Origin of the sequence: Nonomuraea glycinis (assembly GCF_014646515.1) — a bacterium.
GTDB classification, from domain to species: Bacteria; Actinomycetota; Actinomycetes; order Streptosporangiales; family Streptosporangiaceae; genus Nonomuraea; species Nonomuraea glycinis.
The window spans coordinates 130,822-150,815 of record NZ_BMNK01000014.1 but is presented as its reverse complement, the minus strand read 5'-3'; the positions used below and the strand labels follow the sequence as shown (position 1 = coordinate 150,815).

Here is a 19,994-nt window from a genome sequence, read left to right as displayed (position 1 = left end):
CCTGCCCAAATACTCGCTGTGGTCGCGGTGGCGCGGGTAGCAGACGCCATCGAGGTCGGCGCCCGGCAGTTGGAGGCGGCGTGGGCAGGAGCCGGTGGCGATCAGCACCTGGGTGAAGGCAAACTCGGTGCCGCCGGCGAGGGTGCTCCGATGATGACGATGCCGGGATCGGCACTCATAGGTGGTACTCCTAGATGATCTCTAGGTTGGCCATCATGCCCATGTCCTCGTGTTCGGCGTTGTGGCAGTGGAAGAGGTAACGGCCGCGGTAGCCGTCGAAACGGGTGATGATCTCCACCGCTTCGCCCGGCCGCAATGCGACGGTGTCCTTGAGGCCCGCATCGTGCGGCAGCGGCGACCTGCCGCTGCGCGAGAGCACCCGAAAGCCCACCAGATGCAGGTGGATGGGATGGTGGACGTCGGCGACCAGCCGCCACACTTCGACCTCGCCGAGGCGAGTGGTGACATCGGTGCGGGCGGGATCGAACGGCAGCCCGCCGATCAGCCAGCCGTGGCCGCCGCGCATCCGCCCGGCGCGGAAGGAGAAGTCGCGCACCCGGGCGGCGTCCGACCGGTGCCAGGTCGGCAGATCAGTGGAGAGCGTGCGTGGGATGCGGCTGTCGTCGGCGGTGTGGCGTGCGACGCGGAAGGCCATCACGTCGTGGGTACGGCCGGAGCCAAGCCGGTTGAGGAGTCTGACGCGGCTGCCGATCGGGACGCCCGCGAAGTCGATGATCACATCGTAGCGTTCGGCGGGCGCGATCGGCAGGAGCCGGTGGGTGACCGGCGCGGCGAGCAGTCCCTGGTCGGCGCCGATCTGGACGAGGTCGAGGCGGCGTCCTTCGTCACTGACTGCTTCGAGTTCGTAGTGGCGGGCGTTGGAGGCGTTGAGGATGCGCAGCCGGTAGCGGGCCGCGTCGACCTCGTGTACGGGCCACGGAGCGCCGTTGACGAGGATCACGTCGCCGAGGACTCCGGCGAGATAGGGCTCCCGAACGCCCGGCCGCTCTCGCAGGGTGGGATCGAGGGCGGGGTAGGCGAGACTGCCGTCGGCGGCGAACGCCCGGTCCGCGATCATGAGAGGTAGTTCGCGCTTCCCCGCGGGCAGGCCGAGATCGTCCTCGGCGTCATCGCGCACGATATGCAGCCCGGCCAGACCCCGCCAGATCGCCGGGGCGGTGAAGTCCATCCGGTGGTCGTGGTACCACAGCAGCGTCGGCCGCTGGTCCAGCGGGAAGGTGTAGTCCCGCGTCAGCTTGGTTATCACGGCCCGCGGATCGTGCATGCCGTCCATGCCATGCTCGGAGCCGTGCCCCGTGTTCGTGGCGGCGTCGTGCCGGCCTTCGGGCAGGACGAGGTCGGTCGGGTATCCATCGGAGGCCGCCGGGGTCCGTCCGCCGTGCAGGTGCACGACGGTCGGCACGGGCAACTCGTTGCGATGCGTCACGGTGACCGGCCGGCCGCGGCGCGACTCGATCGTCGGCCCGGGGAAGGTGCCCTCGTACGTCCACAGCGGCGTTTTGACACCGGGCAAAATCTCGGCGCTCGCTTCGCGCTGGGTGATCTCGTAACGGTCGGTGCCACCCGAGGTGTCGACCGGCTTCAGCACGGCGGGAATTGGCAGCGACACCTGGAAGGGCGGCGGCAGCGGCACAGCGCTGCGCAGCTCGGCACCGGTGAACGACGGTCGGCGGGCCAGCGCGGCCGAGGCCGACAGCCCGGTGGCCGCCATCAGTCCAAGCGCCCCGCCGACGCCCAGCATCCGCCGCCGGCTCAGGCCGCGGTGCGCATCGTGCTCACGCATCGCGGGCCTCCCGCCGCAGGAGGGGCCGGCGCCAGACGGCGATGAACTGCACGACGAGCGCGGCCACGGTCACCACCCCCAGCGGGATGTGCAGCCACAGCGCGCCGTCCAATCCGGCGAAGTACTGAACCGTCTCGGCCGCCACCACCGCCATCGTGGCCAGGAACGGCCAGACCTGACGCAGCCTTACCCAGACCAAGATCGCCGCGATTACCTGTAGGTAGCCGATAAAGGTGACCACGTCGGCGCCGACCGCGTGCCAGCGCAGGCCGTCGAAGTCGCCGGTCAGATACACCCCGGCGAGCACCGGCTGGCCGGCGATCGCCGCCATGTGGGCGCTGACAAGGGCCCGGAAAACCCACTCGGTCGGCCTTGTCCGACGCGCGGCAGCGGATCCCAGACTGCTGGTGACCATGCGGGATCCTCCTCACTGTGATCTCCCTTGCAAACAAACGCCCTGAGGCTATGACTCGTGAGCTATTTTGTCTAAGACAAATATCGCTATGGAGTTATGTTGCGGGAGGCATGATGGAGCTGAACTCGCTCAAGCAGTTCCTGGTGGTGGCGCGGCTGGAGCACCTCAGCCGGGCAGCCGACGAGCTTCACATCGCCCAGCCGTCGCTGAGCCGTACCATCGCCCGGTTGGAGAGCGAACTGGGCACACCGCTGTTCGACCGGAGCGGCCGACTCCGGCTGAACGACGCGGGCAAGCTCTTCCGCGATCACGTCGAACGTTCCCTCGGCGAGCTCGAGGCCGGACGACGCGCCGTCGCCGAGGCCGCCAGCGAAGGCCTGGGCACCGTGAGACTGGCGTCGGAAACCTTCCTCACCCTCACCGGCCCACTGGCGGCCTACAAGCGGGCCCATCCCTCCGTCGAGATCGAGCTCCACTGGTCGCCGGCCGAGGACATGGCTCGCCGCCTGCGGGCCCAGGACGTGGATCTGTGCATCGCCTCGCAGCCGATCCCGGCCGAAGGCCTTGAGTCGACGCGGCTGTTCGATGAGGCGGTGGGGGTTGGCGTGCCCCTCGATCATCCGCTGGCAGGCCGTACTTCTGTGACCATCGACGAACTCGCCGGCCAGCCCTTCGTCACCGCCCGTAAGGGGCACTGGCTACGCCAACTGCTCGACCGGCTCTTCGCCGCAAGAGACCTCACACCGAAGATCGTCTGCGAGAGCGACGAGCACAGCGCCATCGCGGACCTGATCAGCGCGGGACTCGGCATCGGTCTCGTCCCGGCCTTCGCCCGCCGCAGCGCCACGCGTGCCTCCGCCACCTGGATCCCCATTGACAGCCCCGACTGCCGTCGCACGGTCACCCTGTACTGGGGCGCCGACAGCCACCTGTCGACCGCCGCCCGGCTGATGCGCGCCACGATCACCAGCTGGAACTGGATCACCGGCGAGCCCCCGGAGAAACGCTGAGGATCAGCTTGCGGTGGGCGCGACATGCCCGGGGGCTTGGCCATCCCGGCTGGGCAGCCCGTGTCAGCAGCACTGGTAGTCAACCTGCCGTACACGGGCGGAGCTTGTCGGGGTTGCGTACCGCCCAGATGCGCTTGATCCGGTCGCCTGCGACCTCGAACGCGAGCACAGAAACGGTGGCGCCGAGTTGGCGCTCCGATGCTACGTCGTCCACCCCTGGCAGCGTGCCCTCACTCGTTGCATCACACCTGATCAGCAGGCCGACGAGAGGTGCATTCAGCATCCGTACCGTCCCCATCCCTGTCGACACGAACAAACTCACGATCACCTGTACGAAGGCTCCGCGGCCTCGCGTGCTCAACCGGGACACCGGTGAGATCAAGACCGACAGGAACGGCAACACCGTCTACGAGGTCACCGTCTCGGTGGAAGACGAGCTCGGCCGGATCGAACTCGTCAAGATCGACACCACCCAGCCCTGAAGGAGAAGTACTCATCGAAGCGGCGTTCGGAAGTAACGGCCAAACCACCGCTATCGTCAGAACAACAAAAACGCCCCGGAGCGATCTTCGCTTCGGGGCATCTTGGCTGGTCATCTACTGTGGTCAGGGGCGGGGTCGAACCGCCGACCTTCCGCTTTTCAGGCGGACGCTCGTACCAACTGAGCTACCTGACCTAGAGCGGTCCTGACGGGACTTGAACCCGCGACCTCCACCTTGACAGGGTGGCGAGCACTCCAAACTGCTCTACAGGACCTTGCTTCGTTCTGTTTGCGCTCGCTTAGCTTACCAGCTCTTCGGTGGCCTTAGACCAACCGTTTCGCGGGTGCGCTAGGCGCTCGCTGTGCCCCCAACGGGATTCGAACCCGTGTCGCCGCCTTGAAAGGGCGGTGTCCTAGGCCACTAGACGATGGGGGCTTAGGAGTTCCCGTCGCCTTCCGTCGGAGACCTCTGAAGCATAGGGGACGATCGGCCCTGATGCCAAAGTGGTTAACCGGCGGGTGACGAAGGTGTGCCGCTGATCGTTCCCGATGGGGTCGGGGCGCTCAGTGGCTCTGGAGAAATCATACGACTCGGCTCGGGTTCCACGTGACGCTGGATGTAGACGGATTGTTCGCCGAGTCCGCCCAAGGTGATGTCGTCCCAGGCCTGCAGGCGTTTGGTCTCCCTGTCGAAGTACAGGACCGAGGCCTGGACGGGGGTCGGCTCCTCGTGTTCGAGGGCGCGCAGGCCGGCGCCGCCGGTGGAGCCCTGGACGAGGACGCGGGTGCCCGTGGGGAGCATGGTGGTGGAGCGGGCGTGGGCGTGGCCTGCGAGGACCATGGGGGTGGCGCCGGAGAAGCCGCGGCCGATGATGCCGTCGTGCACGGCGACCAGGTCGGCGTCCTTGACCTTCGGGCGGAAGGTTCGTCCGTATTGTTCGAGGCTGGCCGGATCGGGGTTGACCACGGTGGTTTTGTCCGGAGTGAAGCGGGGGTCACCCAGGCCGTAGATCTTCAGGCCCGCGACGGTCTGCTGCTTGTCGTCGAGGACGACGGCGTTCTTCTGCTTGGCGACGGCCTTCTCCGTGGTCTTGGAGTCGTGGTTGCCGCGGACGAAGACGTACGGGACGCCGAGCGTGCCGATCTCCTCGACGAACTTGTTCTCAGGCTTGGTGCCATGGTCGGAGATGTCGCCCGTGTCCACGATCAGGTCGGCGCTGAACTGATCCTTGAGCGAGCGGATGACGTTCCAGGCGATCGGGTTGATGTGGATGTCGGAGACGTGCAGGACCCGGATCGAACGGGGATCGGCGTCGTACACCGGAAGCGTCGAGACCGTGTCGTACAGCTTGGAGACGTTCGTCACGAGCTTGGTGAGCTGTGAGCGGTACGACTCGAACTTGGTGACGATCGACTCGGCGCTGCCCACCAAGGAGGGCGCGGCGGCCACCAGGCCCGAATAGCGGGGCTCGACGAGCGAGCCGGGGCGGAAGGACTGCACCGCGAACACGCCGGTGCCGGCCAGCGCGACAGAGGCGGCCAGCAGGCCCAGGAGCGCCACCTTGGGCCGCCTGAAGACCATCAGGACCGCGATCAGCGCCCCCGCGCCCGCGCACAGCAGCGAGCGGATGGCCAGCAGGCGCACGCCGCCGATCAGGTCGCTCTCGATGAGCTCCGGCAACCGGTCGGTCAGTCGCGGGTCCTCCAGGAACGCCCTGGCGCGCTCCTGGTCGATGTTCTCCAGGGTGATGCGGAGGCGGAGCGGGGCGTCGTGGGTGTCGAAGGTGAGCGTGCCGAGCGGGCTCGCGTCCACGACGGTCTCGCCCGCCAGCGCCGGCCGCAGCGACATACCGGTCTCGACCGGCCCGACCTGCGCTTGTACGGTGCCGCTGAGGAAAATGCCCAGCCACGCGCCGATCGCGGCGACGACGAGCACCGCCGCGGCCTTGGACGCGGGCGACCGGATGACAGTCTTCAGCCTGTTCAGGAAGTTCATACAGTTTCTTGCTTACCTGACCGGCGAGGCAGAATGGCACATGTGATCGACGTTTCGCGGGAGAGGTTCGAGGAATTGGTGTCCGAGGCGCTGGACACGATCCCTGCGGAGTTGGCTCGTGAGATGCGCAACATCGTCGTCACCGTCGTCGACGATCCGCCTGAACCCAACCTGCTGGGCCTGTACACGGGCATTCCCCTCACAGAGCGCGGCGACTGGTATTCCGGAGTATTGCCCGACCGCATCGAGATCTACCGCAATCCGATCTGTCGGATGTGCAGCTCGGAAGAGCATGTGGTGAACGAGGTGCGGATCACGGTGGTTCACGAGGTAGGTCACCACTTCGGCATCGACGACGACAGGCTGCACGAGCTGGGCTGGTAACCCTTTGCATGCGGAACGCGTCTTTGAGTTGCGCCTCGCTGAGTGATCGGGCACCTTAGGTGATATACCGAACACTCTGAGTCAGGCACAGCGGAGTCCAATGGGGGCCATGCGGACGCGACGGCTGTCGGGGCGGCATCGCCGTGCCAGGGAGCGCCAAGTCACCTACGGCGAGGTCATCGCCGTCAAGGAGTTCAGGGCGCTCTGGTACGGCCAGGGTCTGTCTCTCCTCGGTGATCAGCTCGCCCAGGTCGCGCTGGCGGTGCTCGTCTACGAGCGCACCCGCTCCCCGCTCGCCACCGCCGCCGTCTACGCGCTGACCTACCTGCCCTCGATCGCGGGCGGTCCGCTGCTGGCGGGGCTGGCCGACAGGTTCGCGCGCCGGGGGGTGATGGTGGCGTGCGACCTGATTCGCGCGGCGCTGGTCGCCATCATGGCGCTGCCGTTCATCCCGTTCCCGGTGCTGTGCGGGCTGGTCTTCCTCGTGGTGCTGCTCAGCGCCCCGTTCTCGGCGGCGCGGGCGGCGCTGCTCCCAGAAGTGCTCGAGGGTGACCGCTACGTCGTCGGCTCGGCGTTGCAGAACATGACGAACCAGGCCGTGCAAATGATGGGGTTCGCCGCCGGCGGCGCCGTGATCGCGACCATGGGCCCCTACCGCGCGCTGGCGCTCGACGCGGCCACGTTCGTGGGATCGGCGCTGATCCTGCTCGCGGGCGTACGGCGGCGCCCCGCGGCCGGTCAGGACGGCGACAAGCCGTCCATGTGGAAGATGACCGCGGCCGGGGCCCGCCTGGTCTTCGGCGACAAGAAGCTGCGCACGCTGGTGCTCTTCGCCTGGCTGTGCGGCTTCTACATCCTGCCTGAGGGCATCGCGGTCCCCTACGCCGTCGAGCTCTACACCGGGGTGCTGCCGATCCCGGTGATCACCGGGCTGCTGATGGCGGCGATGCCGACGGGGACGGTGCTGGGGGCGTTCTTGTTCAGCAGGTTCGTCTCGCCGCCGGGGAGGCTGCGGCTGATGGGCTGGATGGCCATGCTGAGCTGCGCTCCCCTGATCGTGACAGCGATACGGCCGCCGCTGGAGGTGGTTCTGGCGGCCTGGGTCCTGTCGGGCATCGGCGGCGCCTATCAGCTCGCCGCGAACGCGGCGTTCGTCCAGCGCGTCCCCAGCGAGCAGCGGGGCCAGGCCTTCGGCCTGGTTCACTCAGGGCTGATGGCGGTGCAGGGCATCGGCATCCTGGCGGGCGGCTACGCCGCGGAACGACTCGGCCCTGAGCCGGTGGTCGCGCTGGCCGGTGGCGCCGGCCTCATGGCCGCGGCCGTGCTGGCCCTGCTCTGGACCGAGTCCCGCAGCGACACGCCCTCTCGGATGCGTCCCCGGGCCGCCGCCTGATCACGGCTGCGGCTTGTGCTCGTCACCGCCCCACGGGCTGCTACTGCCCTGGCGCTTCTGCTGCTGCTTCTCGACCAGGTCCTGGACGATGGAGGTGTCCTTGCCCTCCTCCGGCATCAGCAGCCAGGCGATGGCGTACACGCCGACGCCGAGCCCGCCGAACAGCGTCGTGATGCCCAGCCCGATACGGATGAGGTTCGCGTCGATCCCGACGTACTCCCCGACCCCCGAGCACACGCCCGCGATGATCCTGCCCTTACGAGTCCGACGCAGCTGCTTGCTGTTGTATTCGTTCATGTCTCAAGACTGCCCTGCGCCCCGGCATTCGCACATCAGGATTGCCCCTGGTAGAACCCTGGTAGCGCCCTACGTGATGAGAGGACCGTCATGGACGATCTGCTGCGCCTGGACGAGCGGCTCAACGGCGACCAGCGGCTGATCCGCGACACCGTCAAGTCCTTCGTCGCCGACCGCGTCCTGCCGCACGTCGGCGACTGGTTCGAGGAGGGCACCTTCCCCGCGCGCGAGCTCGCGCCGCAGCTCGGCGCGCTCGGCCTGCTCGGCATGCACCTCGAAGGCTTCGGCTGCGCCGGCACGGACGCGACCTCGTACGGCGTGGCCTGCCGCGAGCTGGAGGCCGGCGACTCCGGACTACGCTCGTTCGTGTCCGTACAGGGCTCGCTGGCGATGTTCCCGATCTGGCGTTACGGCTCTGACGAGCAGAAACAGCAGTGGCTGCCGCCGATGGCCGCCGGCGAGGCGATCGGCTGCTTCGGCCTGACCGAGCCCGACCACGGCTCCGACCCCGCCAACATGCGGACGTACGCCAAGCGCGACGGCTCCGACTGGGTGCTGAACGGATCCAAGATGTGGATCACGAACGGGTCCATCGCCGACGTGGCCGTGGTGTGGGCCCAGACGGACGACGGCATCCGCGGCTTCGTGGTCCCCACGGACACCCCAGGATTCACCGCCCCTGAGATCCACAAGAAGATGTCCCTTAGGGCATCCATCACCTCCTCCCTGTACTTCGACGACGTCCGGCTGCCCGAGTCCGCCGCCCTTCCCGGCGTACGCGGGCTGAAGGGCCCGCTGTCGTGCCTGTCCGAGGCACGCTTCGGGATCCTCTGGGGGGTGGTGGGGGCCGCCCGCGCCTGCCTGGAGGCAGCGGTGGAGTACGCGCAGACGCGCGTGCAGTTCGGCAAGCCGATCGGGGCGTTCCAGCTCACCCAGGAGAAGCTGGCCTGGATGTACGTGGGCGCGGCCCAGGCCGGGCTCACCGCGCTGCACCTGGGGGCGCTCAAGGACGCCGGGGAGCTCGAGCCTCGGCAGGTGAGCTTCGGCAAGCTGGCCAACGTACGGGCGGCGCTCGACATCGCGCGCCAGGCCCGGTCGATACTCGGGGGCAACGGGATCACGCTGGAGTATCCTGTGATCAGGCACATGAACAACCTGGAGTCCGTGTTGACGTACGAAGGCACACAGGAGATCCACACGCTGGTGCTGGGCGAGGCGCTGACCGGACTGGCCGCATATCGGTGATGGGGCGGGTGGGAAGGGTGTCGCGGGCGGGGCGGTAATCTCTGTACGCTTGCTTGTTGCGAGGGGCGTTAGCTCAATTGGCAGAGCTGCGGACTTTTAATCCGTAGGTTCCGGGTTCGAGCCCCGGGCGCCCTACCATCTCCACCTGCGATTCCTTCACTTATAAGAAGGTTTCTTGCTGATCGTGAGACACATGTGGGTCACACCTGGGTCACTTGGTCAGGCCGCCGCCTTCCGGAGGTTGCGGGCGGTCCTGCGCGTCTTGCCCAGGACCAGCCTCGCGATCGCCTGGGCCGAGCGGTGATACACCTCGGGCAGCACCGAGGTGTAAATGTCGGACGTCACCACAATGCTGCCGTGTCCGAGCGTGCCCTGCACGACCCGCAGGTCAGAGCCGCAGGCCAGGGCGAGGCTGGCGGTGCCGTGGCGCAGGTCGTGCAGCCGGATCGGGGGGAGACCGCTCGCGTGCACGAGGTTACGGAACCGGACGGTGAGATAGTCCGGCCGCAGTGGAGATCCGTCCACCTGCGTGAAGATCGGGCCGGTTTCCCGCCAGGCGTCGCCCAGCCGTCGCCGTTCGGTCTGCTCGTGGCGGCGCAGCAGGCGGACGGTTTCCGGGTCCAGAGCGATGATCCGCCGGCTGGCGGCGCTTTTCGGCGGGCAGGCGATCAGTCCGTCGTCGGTGTGCACCAGTTGGCGGCTGATGGCCAGTTCTCGCCGGTCCAGGTCCAGGTCGATCCAGCGTAGTCCGGCTGCCTCTCCGCGGCGTAGCCCGCGCAGCGCGATCAACTGCCACAGCAGGTACAGCCGATCGTATCGGGTGAAGGCGAGGAACTCGGCCAGGTGGTCGGCAGTCCACACCGCCACCGTCGGGTGTTCGCCCTCGCGCCGCCAGGCCGCCACTCGCCGGTCGGTCCACACCTGCGGATACGGTCGAGAGGATGTGGGCAGCCGGATCATGCGTGCCGGGTTGGCGGTGATCAGGCCCTCACGCGCTGCGGCGTTCAGTGCCGCGCGCAGCGTGGCGCGGATGCGGTGCAGCGTGGAGGGTGCGAGCGGCTTGCCGTAGCGGGTGCGCCGTCCGGCGAGGGCGGTGAACATGCGGCTGAGTCTCGGGTGGTGAGCTGGGCCAGCTCGATCCGGCCTAGGTACGGGATCAGGTGCAGGCCTCAGCCTGTGCCGGAGACCCCGCGGCGAACGGACAAGAGGTATGAGCGACTACACGAGCATTGATGACGTCTTCCCCGGCCCGGTGGGCATCGTTTGGATCAAGGATGCCGCTGGCGATGAGGTGCTGCGCGACATCGGTGCTGGCCCATTCAGCGAAGTCGTGGCCGCCGACTGGGGCCAGGTCCAGGCGGCACTCTGGGACGACGAGGACGACGAGGACGACGACGAAGAGCGCGAGGACAACGAGGGAGAGCCCAGGCGTGCGGCGTTGTTCGCCGTGGAGGGTGGTGGGGCGGTCCTGATCGAGCCGATGTCGTGTGTCGGTAGTGATACCGCGCTGCTGCGGCGGCTGACCGCGCCCGGCGGGCAGGCTCTGGCCCTGAGCTGGACCGTTAACCTGCACGTCTCGGTGACCTTCGCGGCACGCGGCGACATCGTGGCCACCTTCGACCCGATGGAGTTGTTCGCCGCCACTGGCGATGACCCGGACGCCGTTGCCGGCTGGCTGGACTCCTTACCGGTGACCGCCGCCGAGTGGCACGACAACGGCAAAGCGGCCGCATTCGCCATAGGCGAGCGCCTGACCGGCATCCGTGTCGACCGCGCATGGCTGGCCCGACCCCACCGGCTCGTCATCCCGTCCGCCCCCGTCGAAGTGGAACGGCCGACGCTGTTTCTCGACATGCAGATGCGCGACCTGGCCGCCGCCGACCCGCGCATCGCCGCGCTGGCCGCCGCCCCTGGCCCGGACAAGCTGCCGGAGATCATCCGCATGGCCGTAGACCTAGCACTGCGCACCACCGGACTCGAAGGCGACCTCGTGAACGAGGTCCTCGAGTTGCTTGCCACGGGCGAACGAGGAGACCGCGGTGCGGAGGCGCGCGAGCGACTCAGAAGCCTGCACGTGACCCTGCGACAGGAGGCTCAGGCCGCCTACGAGCGCGCTGGAGCAACCGGATATCCCGTGCCCGGCCACGACACGGAGATCGGCCGGTTGATGCTACGGCAAGAAGCGGTCGAAACCCTGCGGCACGCGCTCGACCCGGACCTGGAGGGGGCGGCCTCCAACGCCCTGAGCCGGGCGGCGTCCACCCGGCTGAGCCAGAAGAACGGCGACTACCTCCGCCACCGCACCCTGACCGCAATCCAGTACTACATCGTCCATGGCGAGAACTGGCTGTAGCCCCGCAACGCAACCGCAGACGTCCGGAGATCTTGGGGTCAGACGCCCATGGGCCCCATGGGGCGGTGCCAGCCGCGTCATACGAGGCGGCCAGCCGAAGGTAGCAGCCAGATCGCTGGGAGGGGCCCTGGCGCCCTTCCGTAAGCGAGCTTAAGGGTGTAATGCCGCTCGGCCGTGGCTGGGCCGCTACAAGGACCATCCCGCGTGGGCGGGGAGCACATATTGGCGCTCCAGTACGCACCACTTCGGGGGACCATCCCCGCGCGGGGGGTGGTCCCGCGTCAACCGGCAACCTGACCCATGCGGCGTCGTGCTCCCCGCGCATGCGGGGATGGTCCCATCCCGGTCCGAACGTGGCCGCATTGCGGTGTGCTCTCCCTGCGATCATTAGCACGTCAGCTCGCAAGAAAAGCAAAGTGGGAATGGTCAAGAGACGCCACCCGCCCCATGGTTGCTCGTTGGATTCTCGTCGGCACCTGATACGGAAAAGCACTGGGTGGCATTCTTGGACATTTCTAGCAACGGCATTTGCGGACGGAGTTATACATTGAGACACGATAGGTTAGTGCCAGGCATAGATTCTGCCGACTTTTACACAGGTTGAATTCGTAGAGTCATAGGGTCGTGACGGTTCGCCGTTGCTGGTGTACGACCGATGTATGCGGTACGGGCAACGAGGCGGGTACACCCCCGCAGAGCAGGAACGACGGGAACGGCTGCGGTTACAGGCGGCCGAATGGTTCGAGGACGGGCACGGCACCAGGCAGATCGCTCGTGAGCTGCGGGTCCACGAGCGGACGGTGGCCAGATGGCGCACGTCCTGGCGGGAGGGCGGCATCGAGGCGCTGCGCTCCAAGGGGCCGGTCTCACGCGAAAAGCTGGCACCGGCGCAGTGGGCACGGCTGGAGACCGAGCTGAAGCGGGGCCCGCTGGCGCACGGGTTCGGCGATGACCAGCGCTGGACCCTGGGCCGGGTCAAGACGCTGATCGGCAAACTGTTCCACATCGGCTACACCATCGAGGGCGTCGGCAAGCTGCTGCGACGGCACGGCTGGTCGGTCCAGGTCCCGGCGCGGCGCGCGATGGAACGCGACGAGCAGGCCATCGCCACCTGGGAGCAGGAGGTGTGGCCGGCCGTAAAGCCACCGCGGCGGACCTGGGCGCCTACATCTGCTTCGAGGACGAAGCAGGTCAAGGGCTGAGGCCGCCGAAAGGACGCACCTGGGCACCGCGCGGCGCCCGCCCGGTAGTGACGGTACGCGGCAAGGGCAGCGGCCGGGTCAACATCGCCGGCGTGGTCTGCTACCGGCCCGGGCACCGCCCGCACCTTCTGTACAAGCTGCTCATCTACCACGGGCGCAAAGACGAGCCCAAGAGCTTCACCTGGAGCGACTACCGCGACCTGATCGTCACCGTCCACCAGCAGCTCGGCACCCCGCTCATATGGTGCTGGGACAACTTGAACGTGCACCTGGCCGCCGAACTGGCCCGCTTCGCCGAGGCCAACGCCGACTGGTTACGCATCTATCGCCTCCCGGCCTACGCCCCCGAGCTGAACCCGGCGGAAGGAATCTGGTCACTGATGCGCCGCTCCATGGCCAACTTCGTGGTCACCGACCTGACCGCACTCGTCCGGATCGTCAAGCGCAAGCTCAAGAAGATCCAGTACCGGCCCCATCTGATCGATGGCTGCCTGGCTCAGACCGGACTCATCATCGAGGAGACCACCGTGACCACATGACCGGCTCTACGAATTCAACGTGTGTAATCCGTAGGTTCCGGGTTCGAGCCCCGGGCGCCCTACCATCTCTTACCCTATTTGACCTGCGAGTTCTCGATTCTGGGGGCGTTTCGCCGAGAAGATGATCTCGTGTGGTTGCTCGCTGGTTGCTCTTGGGCACGGGCTGGGCACGTGCGCGACCGATCGAAGATCATTTAGGCGCCTGATGTCAAGGCAGGCTACTTGGACGGCGAAGAGAAGGCCCTGAGAGGCGGGCCGTCAGGGCGGACACGCCCGAGTTGAGTGAGTCGATCATCACAAACTGATCAAGCCGTCCGCATTCGTGCACAAGTTCTTCACCAGCGAGACTCTGCGGGTGCCGATTCATCCGGCCAGGTCAGGCGGCATGCCGATATTCCTTCAGCACACCACCAAGTCGGTCATGTCGGCGGATGTCGAGGACGCCCCCGTGCCACTCGGCCGAGGACCGGGATTTCACCGGGTGCGCCGCGTCCCTCCAGACGGGTTACCGGGAACGTGCCGGCCGGCGAGACCGTCGAGAACGATGCCGAGGTGGCGCTCGAATCTCTGATCACCGTCATCGCGAAGGTGCCCGGCCTCCTTGACCAGCGGTGCGTGCTCGCCCAGCCAGGCGTCGCGTTCGGCGAGCGAGTACCGCGTGGGATCGGCGTCGGCTGACTGGAGCCGTTCCTGCTCCTCGATGACGAAGCCGACGACGAACGCGACAACCAGGTCTATCGCGTCGTCCGCCTCCAGGAGGGTGAGCCCCTCTTCCGTCCAGCGCCGGTACCAGGACTCCTTTACGCGCACCAGCAATTCGGGATCGGTCAGCCGCGCACCACTGAAGATGCGGGCACCGTCGCGGTGGCGCAGGTACTCGGCGCGGAGCGCGTGAGCGTGCGCGGCCAGATCTTCGCGCCAGCCCGAACTCGAAGTCGGCAGCACATCCAGGATCCGGCGCTGAACCGTGGCGCTCATCTCGTCGAGCAGTTGCTACTTGTTACGCAGATGCCAGTACAGGGCAGGTGCGCGGACGTCGAGCCGCTCCGCGAGCGCGCGGACGGTGACACCCTCGATGCCCTTCTCGTCGAGCAGCTCCAGTGCGGCGGCCACGACCTTCTCGCGCGTGATCCCCTTCGGCATGGTTGACAACTTATCAATGTTAAGCCAAGCTGGTCAAAGTCAACTTAACTTAGATAAGGAGCTTCCGTGTCGAACACCGGCCCACCCGAGGGCGAAGATCCCGTCGGTCCACCAGCGTCTCGCCACGTCCGGCGCTCGTAGCGCGCACGTTTCCGCGCCGGCGACAGGCTGCATCTCGTCGTCCCCCGCCCCCGGGCCGTAGTGGTCCCGGACTGACATGGGGCATCGTGGCTGCAATGCCACGGGCAGATACGGCCGAGCAACCTTGAGTCTCGGCAGGTGTCCGGAGTCGTGGCGAGACCAGGCGGACCTCGTGCGACATCCTGTACGACTACGTCCGCGACAAGGATTCGTCGGTGGCGGTGCTGGGTCAGCGAGCGTAGGGATTTTCTATCTGATCACCCAGGCTGCATCGCCGCGCAGAAGACCGAGCTCGCCGCGCTACGTCTTTGGGAATTGATCGCGGTTCCGACGGCTCACGTTCAGCCGGCTCCTGCATGAAAATCGCCCATTCCGGCGCGGCATGGTCAAGGCGTGCCCGGTCTTCCGCCTGCCGCCGAACCATCCCGCATACCTGCCTGACGCGTATTCCACCCCACACAGTTTTCACGACAAATAGTCGTGAAGTTCAATCACCTTCGGAGGTTTCGTTGCAGAGAACCACCGGTATCAAGCTGGCCGTCGCCCTGACAGCGCTGCTCGCCTCGACCATCGTGCCGACCGGCGCCCAAGCGGCCGGCGAGATGACCCGTGACAGGCCGGCTACCACTGCGGACAACGGGATTCCGGCAATGGTCGACCCGACCGCAGATTTAGGAGCCCAAACCCCGGGACCGGAAGCCCGCTGGGCCGACTCCATCTACTTCACCAGTCAGGTGAAGGCCGACGGCCACGACGTAGGGTTGCTGGTGCACACCATCAACGTCCCCAACGGGTTCGGACGGCTGGTGTCGTTCGCCGTCACCGACGTGACCACCGGCTGGTACAAGAACTACATGCTTGGCGTCGACCCGGACGACTACCACTGGAGCACCACCGGCCTTGACATCTCGGCACCCGGCCTGAGGTGGACCGGCAACGCACAGAAAATGTCAGTGTCGCTCACCGTGCCGTGGGGCTCTCTCGACGTCACGCTCACCTCACGGGGACCAGTCCTGTACTACGGCGGCACCGGAGTGTTCCCCATCCTCGGCGACACCAACTACGAATACGCCTTCCCGGACATGCAGACAACCGGCACCCTGACCATCGACGGCAAGGCTCAGCGAGTGACCGGCCGGTCCTGGCTGGATCGCCAATGGGGACCGACCCCGGACGACCCGAGCCTGCGCTGGACATGGATGAGCCTCAACCTGCCCAACGGCGACACCGTGGCCATCTGGGACACTCTCACCAGCACGGGCGAGAACTCCTGGGCCACTGTCGTGCGTCGCGACGGCTCCCACGAAGTGGTGGCGGTTGAGCCGGTTGCCGAACGTGCGGACCAGTTCTGGACGAGCCCCGTAAGCGGACAGAAGTACCCGACCCGTTGGCGGATCAACATCCCCGCGCTCTCGACTCACCTCACCGTCACCATAACCGGCACCGACGATCAGGAATTTGCCCAGGGCGAGAACGGCCGCCTTGAAGCCACCGCCGCCTTCACCGGCACCTACAAAAACACCAAGGTCAGCGGAAAGAACTATGTCGAGATGATCGGCAACTGGAAGCCCTGACCCCTGGCACGGCACCGGGTGCCATCCCCTCAGCCAGGAGTGGGGATGGTGCCCGTTCCGCGCTGCCCCGGACACACTTGTCGACCTGAGGTGCCAAGCAGATTCCGGAGAGGAATGCATCCACGTCGACTTCTCCAAGACCGACTGCACGCCTTGCCCCGTCCGATCCAAATGCACCCGGGCCTAACGGGAAGGACGCCAGCTCACCTTGCACGCTCAGGATGTGCACGAGGCGCTGGCGAAGGCCAGGGCTGCTCAGAACACCGAATCTTGGCAACGGCAGTACGCGACCCGGTCAGGGAAAGAGATCCGCCGCCGCACCGCCCCCGAATCCGCTCCCGCAGACACTTACCGCTTAACCTGCAGAAACAGGACCACGCGAAGATCGATTCATACACCACGTCCGTGGACGTGACCTCAAGCGACTCAACGACGCGGGCCTCATGGCCGAGTGACCGGCGATTTCCAGGTCTGAGAGTTAGCGATCCGAGCCACCGGGAGCACGGATGAATCATGCGTTCCGGCCGGCCGGCTTTTAATCCATAGGTTCCGGGTTCGAGCCCCGGGCGCCCTACCAGCTCCCCACCTGGGGAAACTCCGCCGTGAAGATCTGCGGCGGACCTCCGGTGACAGCATAATCTGAGGGACTGTACGGTTTTCGGTCGAGGTGGTGGGGCACGGCGCCGTCGGCACCGTCGGCGAGCGTCATCCTGATGGTGCTCAGCGCGCCGCCGGTGTCACTGGAGTCGAGCAGCAGTCGTCCGGTGGCGGTGGGCGAGATGATGGTCTCGGCGTCGATTTCGTGGACGACTGCCGTTTCTACGATCATTGACATGTCAGGCTCCCTTCGAGCGCAGAGGACACGAGCCGTTCTGCGTAGGCTCGGTCGACCGGCGCTCCTGCGATCAGTACTCGGTGGTAGGTAGTAGAGGGCACCGGCTGGCTGGTCGAACAGCGCTTCGGCACCCACATCGGCGCGCAGCCCGCCGCGCTCGCGCGCCTGTTCGATCAGGGCGAGCAGGCGGGCAGGTCGATGGCGGTGGCGGCGCGGTGGATGGGCGCGACGACCTTGGCCATGATCCGGTCCTTGCCGGGCAGCAGGCCGACCAGGCGCAGCATCAGCATCGACAGGCGCACCTGGGAACGGCTCGACAGGACCATCCGCTTGATGTTGGCGGTGCCCAGGGCCTGGTTGGCCTCGACGAAGGAGCGCATCCGCGCCTCGTACGCGGGGAAGGCAATGGTGTGGTCGCCACCGGCCCGTTTGAGCTCGGCCGCCAGCACGTACGCGCCGACCAGCGCGAGGCTGGTGCCTTGGCCGGAGGCGGGCGAGGCGCAGTAGGCCGCGTCGCCGACCAGCGCGACGGGGCCGGCGTGCCAGGTGTCCATGCGCACCTGGCTCATGGAGTCGAAGTAGAAGTCGGGCGCGCCGGTCATGGCCTCCAGCAGGCGCGGCACCTCCCAGCCTGATCCGCGATAGGCCTCGGCAAGAGCCTGCTGCTGCTCGGCGCGGTCGCCTGTCTTGCGGGCGGCGGCCCACAGGAACATGGCCTTCGCGCCGGTGTCCTGGCGGGTGCTGTAGAGCAGCGCCGTACGGCCGGGGCCGACGTAGGTAAGCTCCTCGCGGTCGAGCCCGAGGTGGTTGGGCACGCTGAAGATCGAGACGTTGTAGCCCATGTCGTGGACGAAGCGCTCCTCGGGTCCGAAGACCAGGGCGCGGGTGTTGGAGTGCAGTCCGTCGGCGCCGATGACGAGGTCGAAGTCGCGGACGAGCCCGCCGGCGAAGGTGACCCGGGTGCCGTCGATGGCGGCGATGGAGTCGCCGAAGACGTATTCGACGCCGTCAGTCGCCTCGTGGAGGAGCCGGGCGAGGTCGCCGCGGTGCAGTTCGGCGTCCTGGTGGACGCGGCCACCGAAGCTGTCGCCGTCCATGCTGGCCACCTGGCGGCCCTCGCCGTCGACAACCGAGCCGGTGCGGACGTCGGTGCGGAGGGCACGGACCTTCTCCAGCAGGCCCATCCTCTCGACGACGTCGAGGGCGGCGCCCCGGATGTCGACCTTGTAGCCACCTTCGCGGACCTCGGTGGCGCGCTCGACGACGGTCGGGGTGAAGCCGTGCTCGCGAAGCCAGTAGGCCAGGGTCGTGCCCGCCATGCTGGCGCCGGAGATCAGGATGTTCTTCATGCCCGAATAGTACATACGTGTCAGACATACGTACAAGACGGATGTCCAAGATAGCGTCATGGGAAATCGAGAGGATCTTCTGCAAGGCGCGAAGCTCTGCCTCTACGAGGAGGGCTACTTCCACACGACGTGACATCGCCACCGCGGCCGGGGTCAGCCTGGCGGCGATCGGCTACCGCTACGGCACGAAGGACGCGCTGCTCAACGAGGCGGTGGTGGAGGCGATGCATGATCAGCTGCACGAGCTGCGGCAGGCGTGGCGCCTGACGGTGACGCCCGCGGCCAGGATGTACCTGATGAGCCGCCGCCCCACATCCAACTGCCGAGGGCGCGCTTTTGCGGGTGAAGCGTCTCACCGCGCATAGTCCTGCCACCGCTCCCCCGCAGTTTCACTGTCCGCTTCGCCGCTGGGTCAGCGGGATGAAGACATCGTTGATGATCGAGTGGATGCGTGCGGGTTCCAAGGGCCTCGGGTCCATGAGCAGATCGTGGCGCACCAGGTCGAACGGCATGGCGAGCACGGCGGGCGGGATGCTTCCCAGGTCGATCTCCCCGCGGTCGTGCGCGCGCTGATATACGACCCGGGCGATGGAGAGCGATGCGCCACCGAGGATCCTGTCGCGTAGCTCTGCCGGCGTCAGGGCGGCGTCGGCGAGCAGCCCCGAGAACGCGGTGGCCGCCGCCATCGCGAAGAAGGTGGCGCGGGCCTCGCTCATGCTGGTCAGCAGCGCTAGCAGGTCGCCGGACAACGAGCCGGTGTCGGGGACGGCGACCGGATGGCTGTTGCGGTAGTGCGCGATAGCGGCGAGCACTATCTGATCCTTGTTGGCCCAGCGGCGATAGAGCACGGCAGTCCCGGTTCGTGCCCGCGCGGCAACGGACTCCATGGTCAGCCTCGCGTAGCCGACCGCGACCAGTTCGCCCCACGCCGCGGAGGCACACGGTGATCATGGCCAACGCCGATCTCCGTGAACGTGAGTTGATCAAACTTGAACGGATGACGGCCGCGGTCACCGACGAGCTACGACGGCGCGGCATCGGCGACGCAGCGGCCAGTCTGGCCGCCAAGACCGGCTCCGCGGTGTACCGGGTGGCCTTCCAACGATGGGTGAACGCCGCCGACGACCTCGACCTCCGCGACACCATCAGCCAGTCGTTCGCCATGCTGCGCGCCTTGATCGCCGCGCACTGACTCCAAGCCAGGGACCCTAGGCAGTCGACGATCATCCATGTACAACTGAATCATGATCCGTAAAGCGGCGGTGCGTGCCCTGCTCGCGATCGTGGCGACGCTCCCGCTGGGCGCGTGCGGGGCCACCCCGGCGCAGATGGGAGGCGGTGCGGCAGTGCGCGAACAGGAAGGCCAAGGTAGCTTGGCCGACCCCCGGGTGCTCACCTGCGCCAACCGTAACGGCTTCGTCGAGGAGGACGAGAACACTCTGCTCGCCTCGATCAGTCCCGAGGACTTCGTGGAGGGGCCGCTGGTCATCCCCGGCCTCCTCGCCTGGGGGACGGCCCGACCGGAAGAGTACGGCTCCGGCAACCACTTCAAGGTCGGCGCCGTGGTACGCAAGGGCGGCAAGGTCACCCTGTCGATTCCCGAGGAGTTCCACGAGAGCGCCGGCCTGCTCTACGCCGAGGCGGCCAGGACGGCGACGGACCCGGCGGGCGCGGACCACTCGGTGACGTTCGTGGCCTGCGACGATCACGACACGCTGTTCGTGGGCGGGTTTCACGTGCTGGCGCCCAGGTGCGTGCCGTTCGACATCGCGGTCCCCGGCCGGCCCGTGGTCCGTAAGAAGATCTCGTTCTTCGACGGGAAGTGCTGAGAGC

General features: G+C 67.1%; 23 protein-coding genes, 4 tRNA genes and 1 pseudogene. 13 read left to right on the top strand and 15 right to left on the bottom strand.

Going from position 1 to position 19,994, the window contains the following annotated elements; all coding sequences use genetic code 11:
* Positions 1 to 190: 190 nt before the first annotated feature.
* A complete protein-coding gene (locus IEY87_RS32310; RefSeq protein WP_189142616.1) occupies positions 191 to 1,804 on the bottom strand; it encodes a multicopper oxidase family protein in 1,614 nt (537 codons plus the stop codon).
* Positions 1,797 to 2,219: a hypothetical protein gene (locus tag IEY87_RS32305; protein ID WP_225277853.1), complete on the bottom strand. Its 423-nt coding sequence runs from the start codon at positions 2,217 to 2,219 to the stop codon at positions 1,797 to 1,799. The genes IEY87_RS32310 and IEY87_RS32305 overlap by 8 nt, the downstream gene beginning before the upstream one ends.
* Before the next feature lie 110 nt (positions 2,220 to 2,329).
* On the opposite strand from IEY87_RS32305, the gene IEY87_RS32300 reads away from it, so the two are divergent.
* Positions 2,330 to 3,229, top strand: a complete 900-nt coding sequence (locus IEY87_RS32300) for a LysR family transcriptional regulator (RefSeq protein ID WP_225277854.1) — start codon at positions 2,330 to 2,332, stop codon at positions 3,227 to 3,229.
* A gap of 79 nt (positions 3,230 to 3,308) precedes the next feature.
* Here IEY87_RS32300 and IEY87_RS46815 read toward each other — a convergent pair whose 3' ends face one another.
* Positions 3,309 to 3,443: a hypothetical protein gene (locus IEY87_RS46815; protein WP_263652898.1), complete on the bottom strand. Its 135-nt coding sequence runs from the start codon at positions 3,441 to 3,443 to the stop codon at positions 3,309 to 3,311.
* A gap of 139 nt (positions 3,444 to 3,582) precedes the next feature.
* On the opposite strand from IEY87_RS46815, the gene IEY87_RS46810 reads away from it, so the two are divergent.
* Positions 3,583 to 3,711 (top strand): hypothetical protein, encoded by a 129-nt coding sequence (locus tag IEY87_RS46810; protein WP_263652900.1) that lies wholly within the window; start codon positions 3,583 to 3,585, stop codon positions 3,709 to 3,711.
* A 120-nt stretch (positions 3,712 to 3,831) separates the two neighbouring features.
* On the opposite strand, the gene IEY87_RS32290 is transcribed toward IEY87_RS46810, so the two are convergent.
* The 4 genes from IEY87_RS32290 to IEY87_RS32275 all read right to left on the bottom strand — a co-directional run bounded on the left by IEY87_RS32290 (position 3,832) and on the right by IEY87_RS32275 (position 5,706).
* Positions 3,832 to 3,905 (bottom strand) — tRNA-Phe (locus IEY87_RS32290).
* A gap of 5 nt (positions 3,906 to 3,910) precedes the next feature.
* Positions 3,911 to 3,985: transfer RNA gene (locus tag IEY87_RS32285), tRNA-Asp, on the bottom strand.
* Positions 3,986 to 4,073: 88 nt separating this feature from the next.
* Positions 4,074 to 4,146, bottom strand: a tRNA-Glu gene (locus tag IEY87_RS32280).
* A gap of 72 nt (positions 4,147 to 4,218) precedes the next feature.
* Entirely contained in the window at positions 4,219 to 5,706 is a 1,488-nt protein-coding gene (locus IEY87_RS32275) for a metallophosphoesterase family protein (RefSeq protein ID WP_189142615.1), read from the bottom strand.
* A 42-nt stretch (positions 5,707 to 5,748) separates the two neighbouring features.
* On the opposite strand from IEY87_RS32275, the gene IEY87_RS32270 reads away from it, so the two are divergent.
* Together IEY87_RS32270 and IEY87_RS32265 are read left to right on the top strand one after the other, a co-directional pair.
* A complete protein-coding gene (locus IEY87_RS32270; RefSeq protein ID WP_189142614.1) occupies positions 5,749 to 6,090 on the top strand; it encodes a metallopeptidase family protein in 342 nt (113 codons plus the stop codon).
* A gap of 109 nt (positions 6,091 to 6,199) precedes the next feature.
* Complete coding sequence (locus tag IEY87_RS32265; protein ID WP_225277855.1) at positions 6,200 to 7,483, top strand: MFS transporter; 1,284 nt, start codon at positions 6,200 to 6,202, stop codon at positions 7,481 to 7,483.
* Here IEY87_RS32265 and IEY87_RS32260 read toward each other — a convergent pair whose 3' ends face one another.
* Entirely contained in the window at positions 7,484 to 7,780 is a 297-nt protein-coding gene (locus tag IEY87_RS32260) for a PspC domain-containing protein (RefSeq protein ID WP_189142612.1), read from the bottom strand. It abuts the gene before it with no gap.
* A 90-nt stretch (positions 7,781 to 7,870) separates the two neighbouring features.
* On the opposite strand from IEY87_RS32260, the gene IEY87_RS32255 reads away from it, so the two are divergent.
* Positions 7,871 to 9,025: an acyl-CoA dehydrogenase family protein gene (locus IEY87_RS32255; protein ID WP_189142611.1), complete on the top strand. Its 1,155-nt coding sequence runs from the start codon at positions 7,871 to 7,873 to the stop codon at positions 9,023 to 9,025.
* A 62-nt stretch (positions 9,026 to 9,087) separates the two neighbouring features.
* Positions 9,088 to 9,163: transfer RNA gene (locus IEY87_RS32250), tRNA-Lys, on the top strand.
* 81 nt (positions 9,164 to 9,244) lie between these two features.
* Here the strand turns inward: IEY87_RS32250 and IEY87_RS32245 are convergent.
* Positions 9,245 to 10,126 (bottom strand): site-specific integrase, encoded by an 882-nt coding sequence (locus IEY87_RS32245; protein WP_189142610.1) that lies wholly within the window; start codon positions 10,124 to 10,126, stop codon positions 9,245 to 9,247.
* A 109-nt stretch (positions 10,127 to 10,235) separates the two neighbouring features.
* On the opposite strand from IEY87_RS32245, the gene IEY87_RS32240 reads away from it, so the two are divergent.
* The 3 genes from IEY87_RS32240 to IEY87_RS32230 all read left to right on the top strand — a co-directional run bounded on the left by IEY87_RS32240 (position 10,236) and on the right by IEY87_RS32230 (position 13,119).
* A complete protein-coding gene (locus IEY87_RS32240) occupies positions 10,236 to 11,378 on the top strand; it encodes a DUF6461 domain-containing protein (protein WP_189142609.1) in 1,143 nt (380 codons plus the stop codon).
* Between the two features lie 659 nt (positions 11,379 to 12,037).
* Positions 12,038 to 12,580: a winged helix-turn-helix domain-containing protein gene (locus tag IEY87_RS32235; protein ID WP_189142608.1), complete on the top strand. Its 543-nt coding sequence runs from the start codon at positions 12,038 to 12,040 to the stop codon at positions 12,578 to 12,580.
* A complete protein-coding gene (locus IEY87_RS32230) occupies positions 12,505 to 13,119 on the top strand; it encodes a transposase (protein WP_189142607.1) in 615 nt (204 codons plus the stop codon). Before IEY87_RS32235 ends, IEY87_RS32230 begins: the two co-directional genes overlap by 76 nt.
* A gap of 474 nt (positions 13,120 to 13,593) precedes the next feature.
* On the opposite strand, the gene IEY87_RS32225 is transcribed toward IEY87_RS32230, so the two are convergent.
* Both IEY87_RS32225 and IEY87_RS46105 read right to left on the bottom strand, forming a co-directional pair.
* Positions 13,594 to 14,097: a TetR/AcrR family transcriptional regulator C-terminal domain-containing protein gene (locus tag IEY87_RS32225; RefSeq protein WP_225277856.1), complete on the bottom strand. Its 504-nt coding sequence runs from the start codon at positions 14,095 to 14,097 to the stop codon at positions 13,594 to 13,596.
* Between the two features lie 15 nt (positions 14,098 to 14,112).
* Positions 14,113 to 14,262, bottom strand: coding sequence for a TetR family transcriptional regulator (locus IEY87_RS46105; protein ID WP_225277857.1), 150 nt, complete (start codon positions 14,260 to 14,262; stop codon positions 14,113 to 14,115).
* A 650-nt stretch (positions 14,263 to 14,912) separates the two neighbouring features.
* Between IEY87_RS46105 and IEY87_RS32220 the strand changes: the two genes are divergently transcribed.
* On the top strand, positions 14,913 to 15,977 hold the full coding sequence (locus IEY87_RS32220) for a lipocalin-like domain-containing protein (protein WP_189142606.1): 1,065 nt from the start codon (positions 14,913 to 14,915) through the stop codon (positions 15,975 to 15,977).
* A gap of 571 nt (positions 15,978 to 16,548) precedes the next feature.
* Here the strand turns inward: IEY87_RS32220 and IEY87_RS32215 are convergent.
* Both IEY87_RS32215 and IEY87_RS32210 read right to left on the bottom strand, forming a co-directional pair.
* Positions 16,549 to 16,812 carry a hypothetical protein gene (locus tag IEY87_RS32215; RefSeq protein WP_189142605.1) on the bottom strand — a complete coding sequence of 88 codons (264 nt, stop codon included), beginning with the start codon at positions 16,810 to 16,812 and terminating at the stop codon, positions 16,549 to 16,551.
* Positions 16,813 to 16,985: 173 nt separating this feature from the next.
* Positions 16,986 to 18,161 (bottom strand): FAD-dependent monooxygenase, encoded by a 1,176-nt coding sequence (locus tag IEY87_RS32210; RefSeq protein ID WP_189142604.1) that lies wholly within the window; start codon positions 18,159 to 18,161, stop codon positions 16,986 to 16,988.
* 41 nt (positions 18,162 to 18,202) lie between these two features.
* On the opposite strand from IEY87_RS32210, the gene IEY87_RS47270 reads away from it, so the two are divergent.
* Positions 18,203 to 18,526 carry a TetR/AcrR family transcriptional regulator gene (locus tag IEY87_RS47270; RefSeq protein WP_372462276.1) on the top strand — a complete coding sequence of 108 codons (324 nt, stop codon included), beginning with the start codon at positions 18,203 to 18,205 and terminating at the stop codon, positions 18,524 to 18,526.
* A 24-nt stretch (positions 18,527 to 18,550) separates the two neighbouring features.
* On the opposite strand, the gene IEY87_RS32200 is transcribed toward IEY87_RS47270, so the two are convergent.
* The gene (locus IEY87_RS32200) at positions 18,551 to 18,973 is read right to left on the bottom strand and encodes a TetR-like C-terminal domain-containing protein (protein ID WP_229699415.1); all 423 of its coding nucleotides are present in this window, start codon (positions 18,971 to 18,973) and stop codon (positions 18,551 to 18,553) included.
* Positions 18,974 to 19,084: pseudogene (locus IEY87_RS47265) on the bottom strand (TetR family transcriptional regulator); the annotation flags it as partial.
* A gap of 74 nt (positions 19,085 to 19,158) precedes the next feature.
* On the opposite strand from IEY87_RS47265, the gene IEY87_RS32195 reads away from it, so the two are divergent.
* Together IEY87_RS32195 and IEY87_RS32190 are read left to right on the top strand one after the other, a co-directional pair.
* The gene (locus tag IEY87_RS32195) at positions 19,159 to 19,353 is read left to right on the top strand and encodes a hypothetical protein (RefSeq protein ID WP_225277858.1); all 195 of its coding nucleotides are present in this window, start codon (positions 19,159 to 19,161) and stop codon (positions 19,351 to 19,353) included.
* Positions 19,354 to 19,405: 52 nt separating this feature from the next.
* On the top strand, positions 19,406 to 19,990 hold the full coding sequence (locus IEY87_RS32190; protein ID WP_189142603.1) for a hypothetical protein: 585 nt from the start codon (positions 19,406 to 19,408) through the stop codon (positions 19,988 to 19,990).
* Positions 19,991 to 19,994: the final 4 nt, after the last annotated feature.

Bases quoted from the DNA above. Each gene is read 5' to 3' on its own strand.
- IEY87_RS32235 (WP_189142608.1), top strand. From the start codon at position 12,038: ATGCGGTACGGGCAACGAGGCGGGTACACCCCCGCAGAGCAGGAACGA.
- IEY87_RS47270 (WP_372462276.1), top strand. From the start codon at position 18,203: ATGTCCAAGATAGCGTCATGGGAAATCGAGAGGATCTTCTGCAAGGCG.
- IEY87_RS32300 (WP_225277854.1), top strand. From the start codon at position 2,330: ATGATGGAGCTGAACTCGCTCAAGCAGTTCCTGGTGGTGGCGCGGCTG.
- IEY87_RS32265 (WP_225277855.1), top strand. From the start codon at position 6,200: ATGCGGACGCGACGGCTGTCGGGGCGGCATCGCCGTGCCAGGGAGCGC.
- IEY87_RS32190 (WP_189142603.1), top strand. From the start codon at position 19,406: ATGATCCGTAAAGCGGCGGTGCGTGCCCTGCTCGCGATCGTGGCGACG.
- IEY87_RS32225 (WP_225277856.1), bottom strand. From the start codon at position 14,097: ATGAGCGCCACGGTTCAGCGCCGGATCCTGGATGTGCTGCCGACTTCG.
- IEY87_RS32195 (WP_225277858.1), top strand. From the start codon at position 19,159: ATGACGGCCGCGGTCACCGACGAGCTACGACGGCGCGGCATCGGCGAC.
- IEY87_RS32210 (WP_189142604.1), bottom strand. From the start codon at position 18,161: ATGAAGAACATCCTGATCTCCGGCGCCAGCATGGCGGGCACGACCCTG.
- IEY87_RS32275 (WP_189142615.1), bottom strand. From the start codon at position 5,706: ATGAACTTCCTGAACAGGCTGAAGACTGTCATCCGGTCGCCCGCGTCC.
- IEY87_RS32215 (WP_189142605.1), bottom strand. From the start codon at position 16,812: ATGTCAATGATCGTAGAAACGGCAGTCGTCCACGAAATCGACGCCGAG.
- IEY87_RS32245 (WP_189142610.1), bottom strand. From the start codon at position 10,126: ATGTTCACCGCCCTCGCCGGACGGCGCACCCGCTACGGCAAGCCGCTC.
- IEY87_RS32310 (WP_189142616.1), bottom strand. From the start codon at position 1,804: ATGCGTGAGCACGATGCGCACCGCGGCCTGAGCCGGCGGCGGATGCTG.
- IEY87_RS32240 (WP_189142609.1), top strand. From the start codon at position 10,236: ATGAGCGACTACACGAGCATTGATGACGTCTTCCCCGGCCCGGTGGGC.
- IEY87_RS46105 (WP_225277857.1), bottom strand. From the start codon at position 14,262: ATGCCGAAGGGGATCACGCGCGAGAAGGTCGTGGCCGCCGCACTGGAG.
- IEY87_RS32260 (WP_189142612.1), bottom strand. From the start codon at position 7,780: ATGAACGAATACAACAGCAAGCAGCTGCGTCGGACTCGTAAGGGCAGG.
- IEY87_RS32305 (WP_225277853.1), bottom strand. From the start codon at position 2,219: ATGGTCACCAGCAGTCTGGGATCCGCTGCCGCGCGTCGGACAAGGCCG.
- IEY87_RS32255 (WP_189142611.1), top strand. From the start codon at position 7,871: ATGGACGATCTGCTGCGCCTGGACGAGCGGCTCAACGGCGACCAGCGG.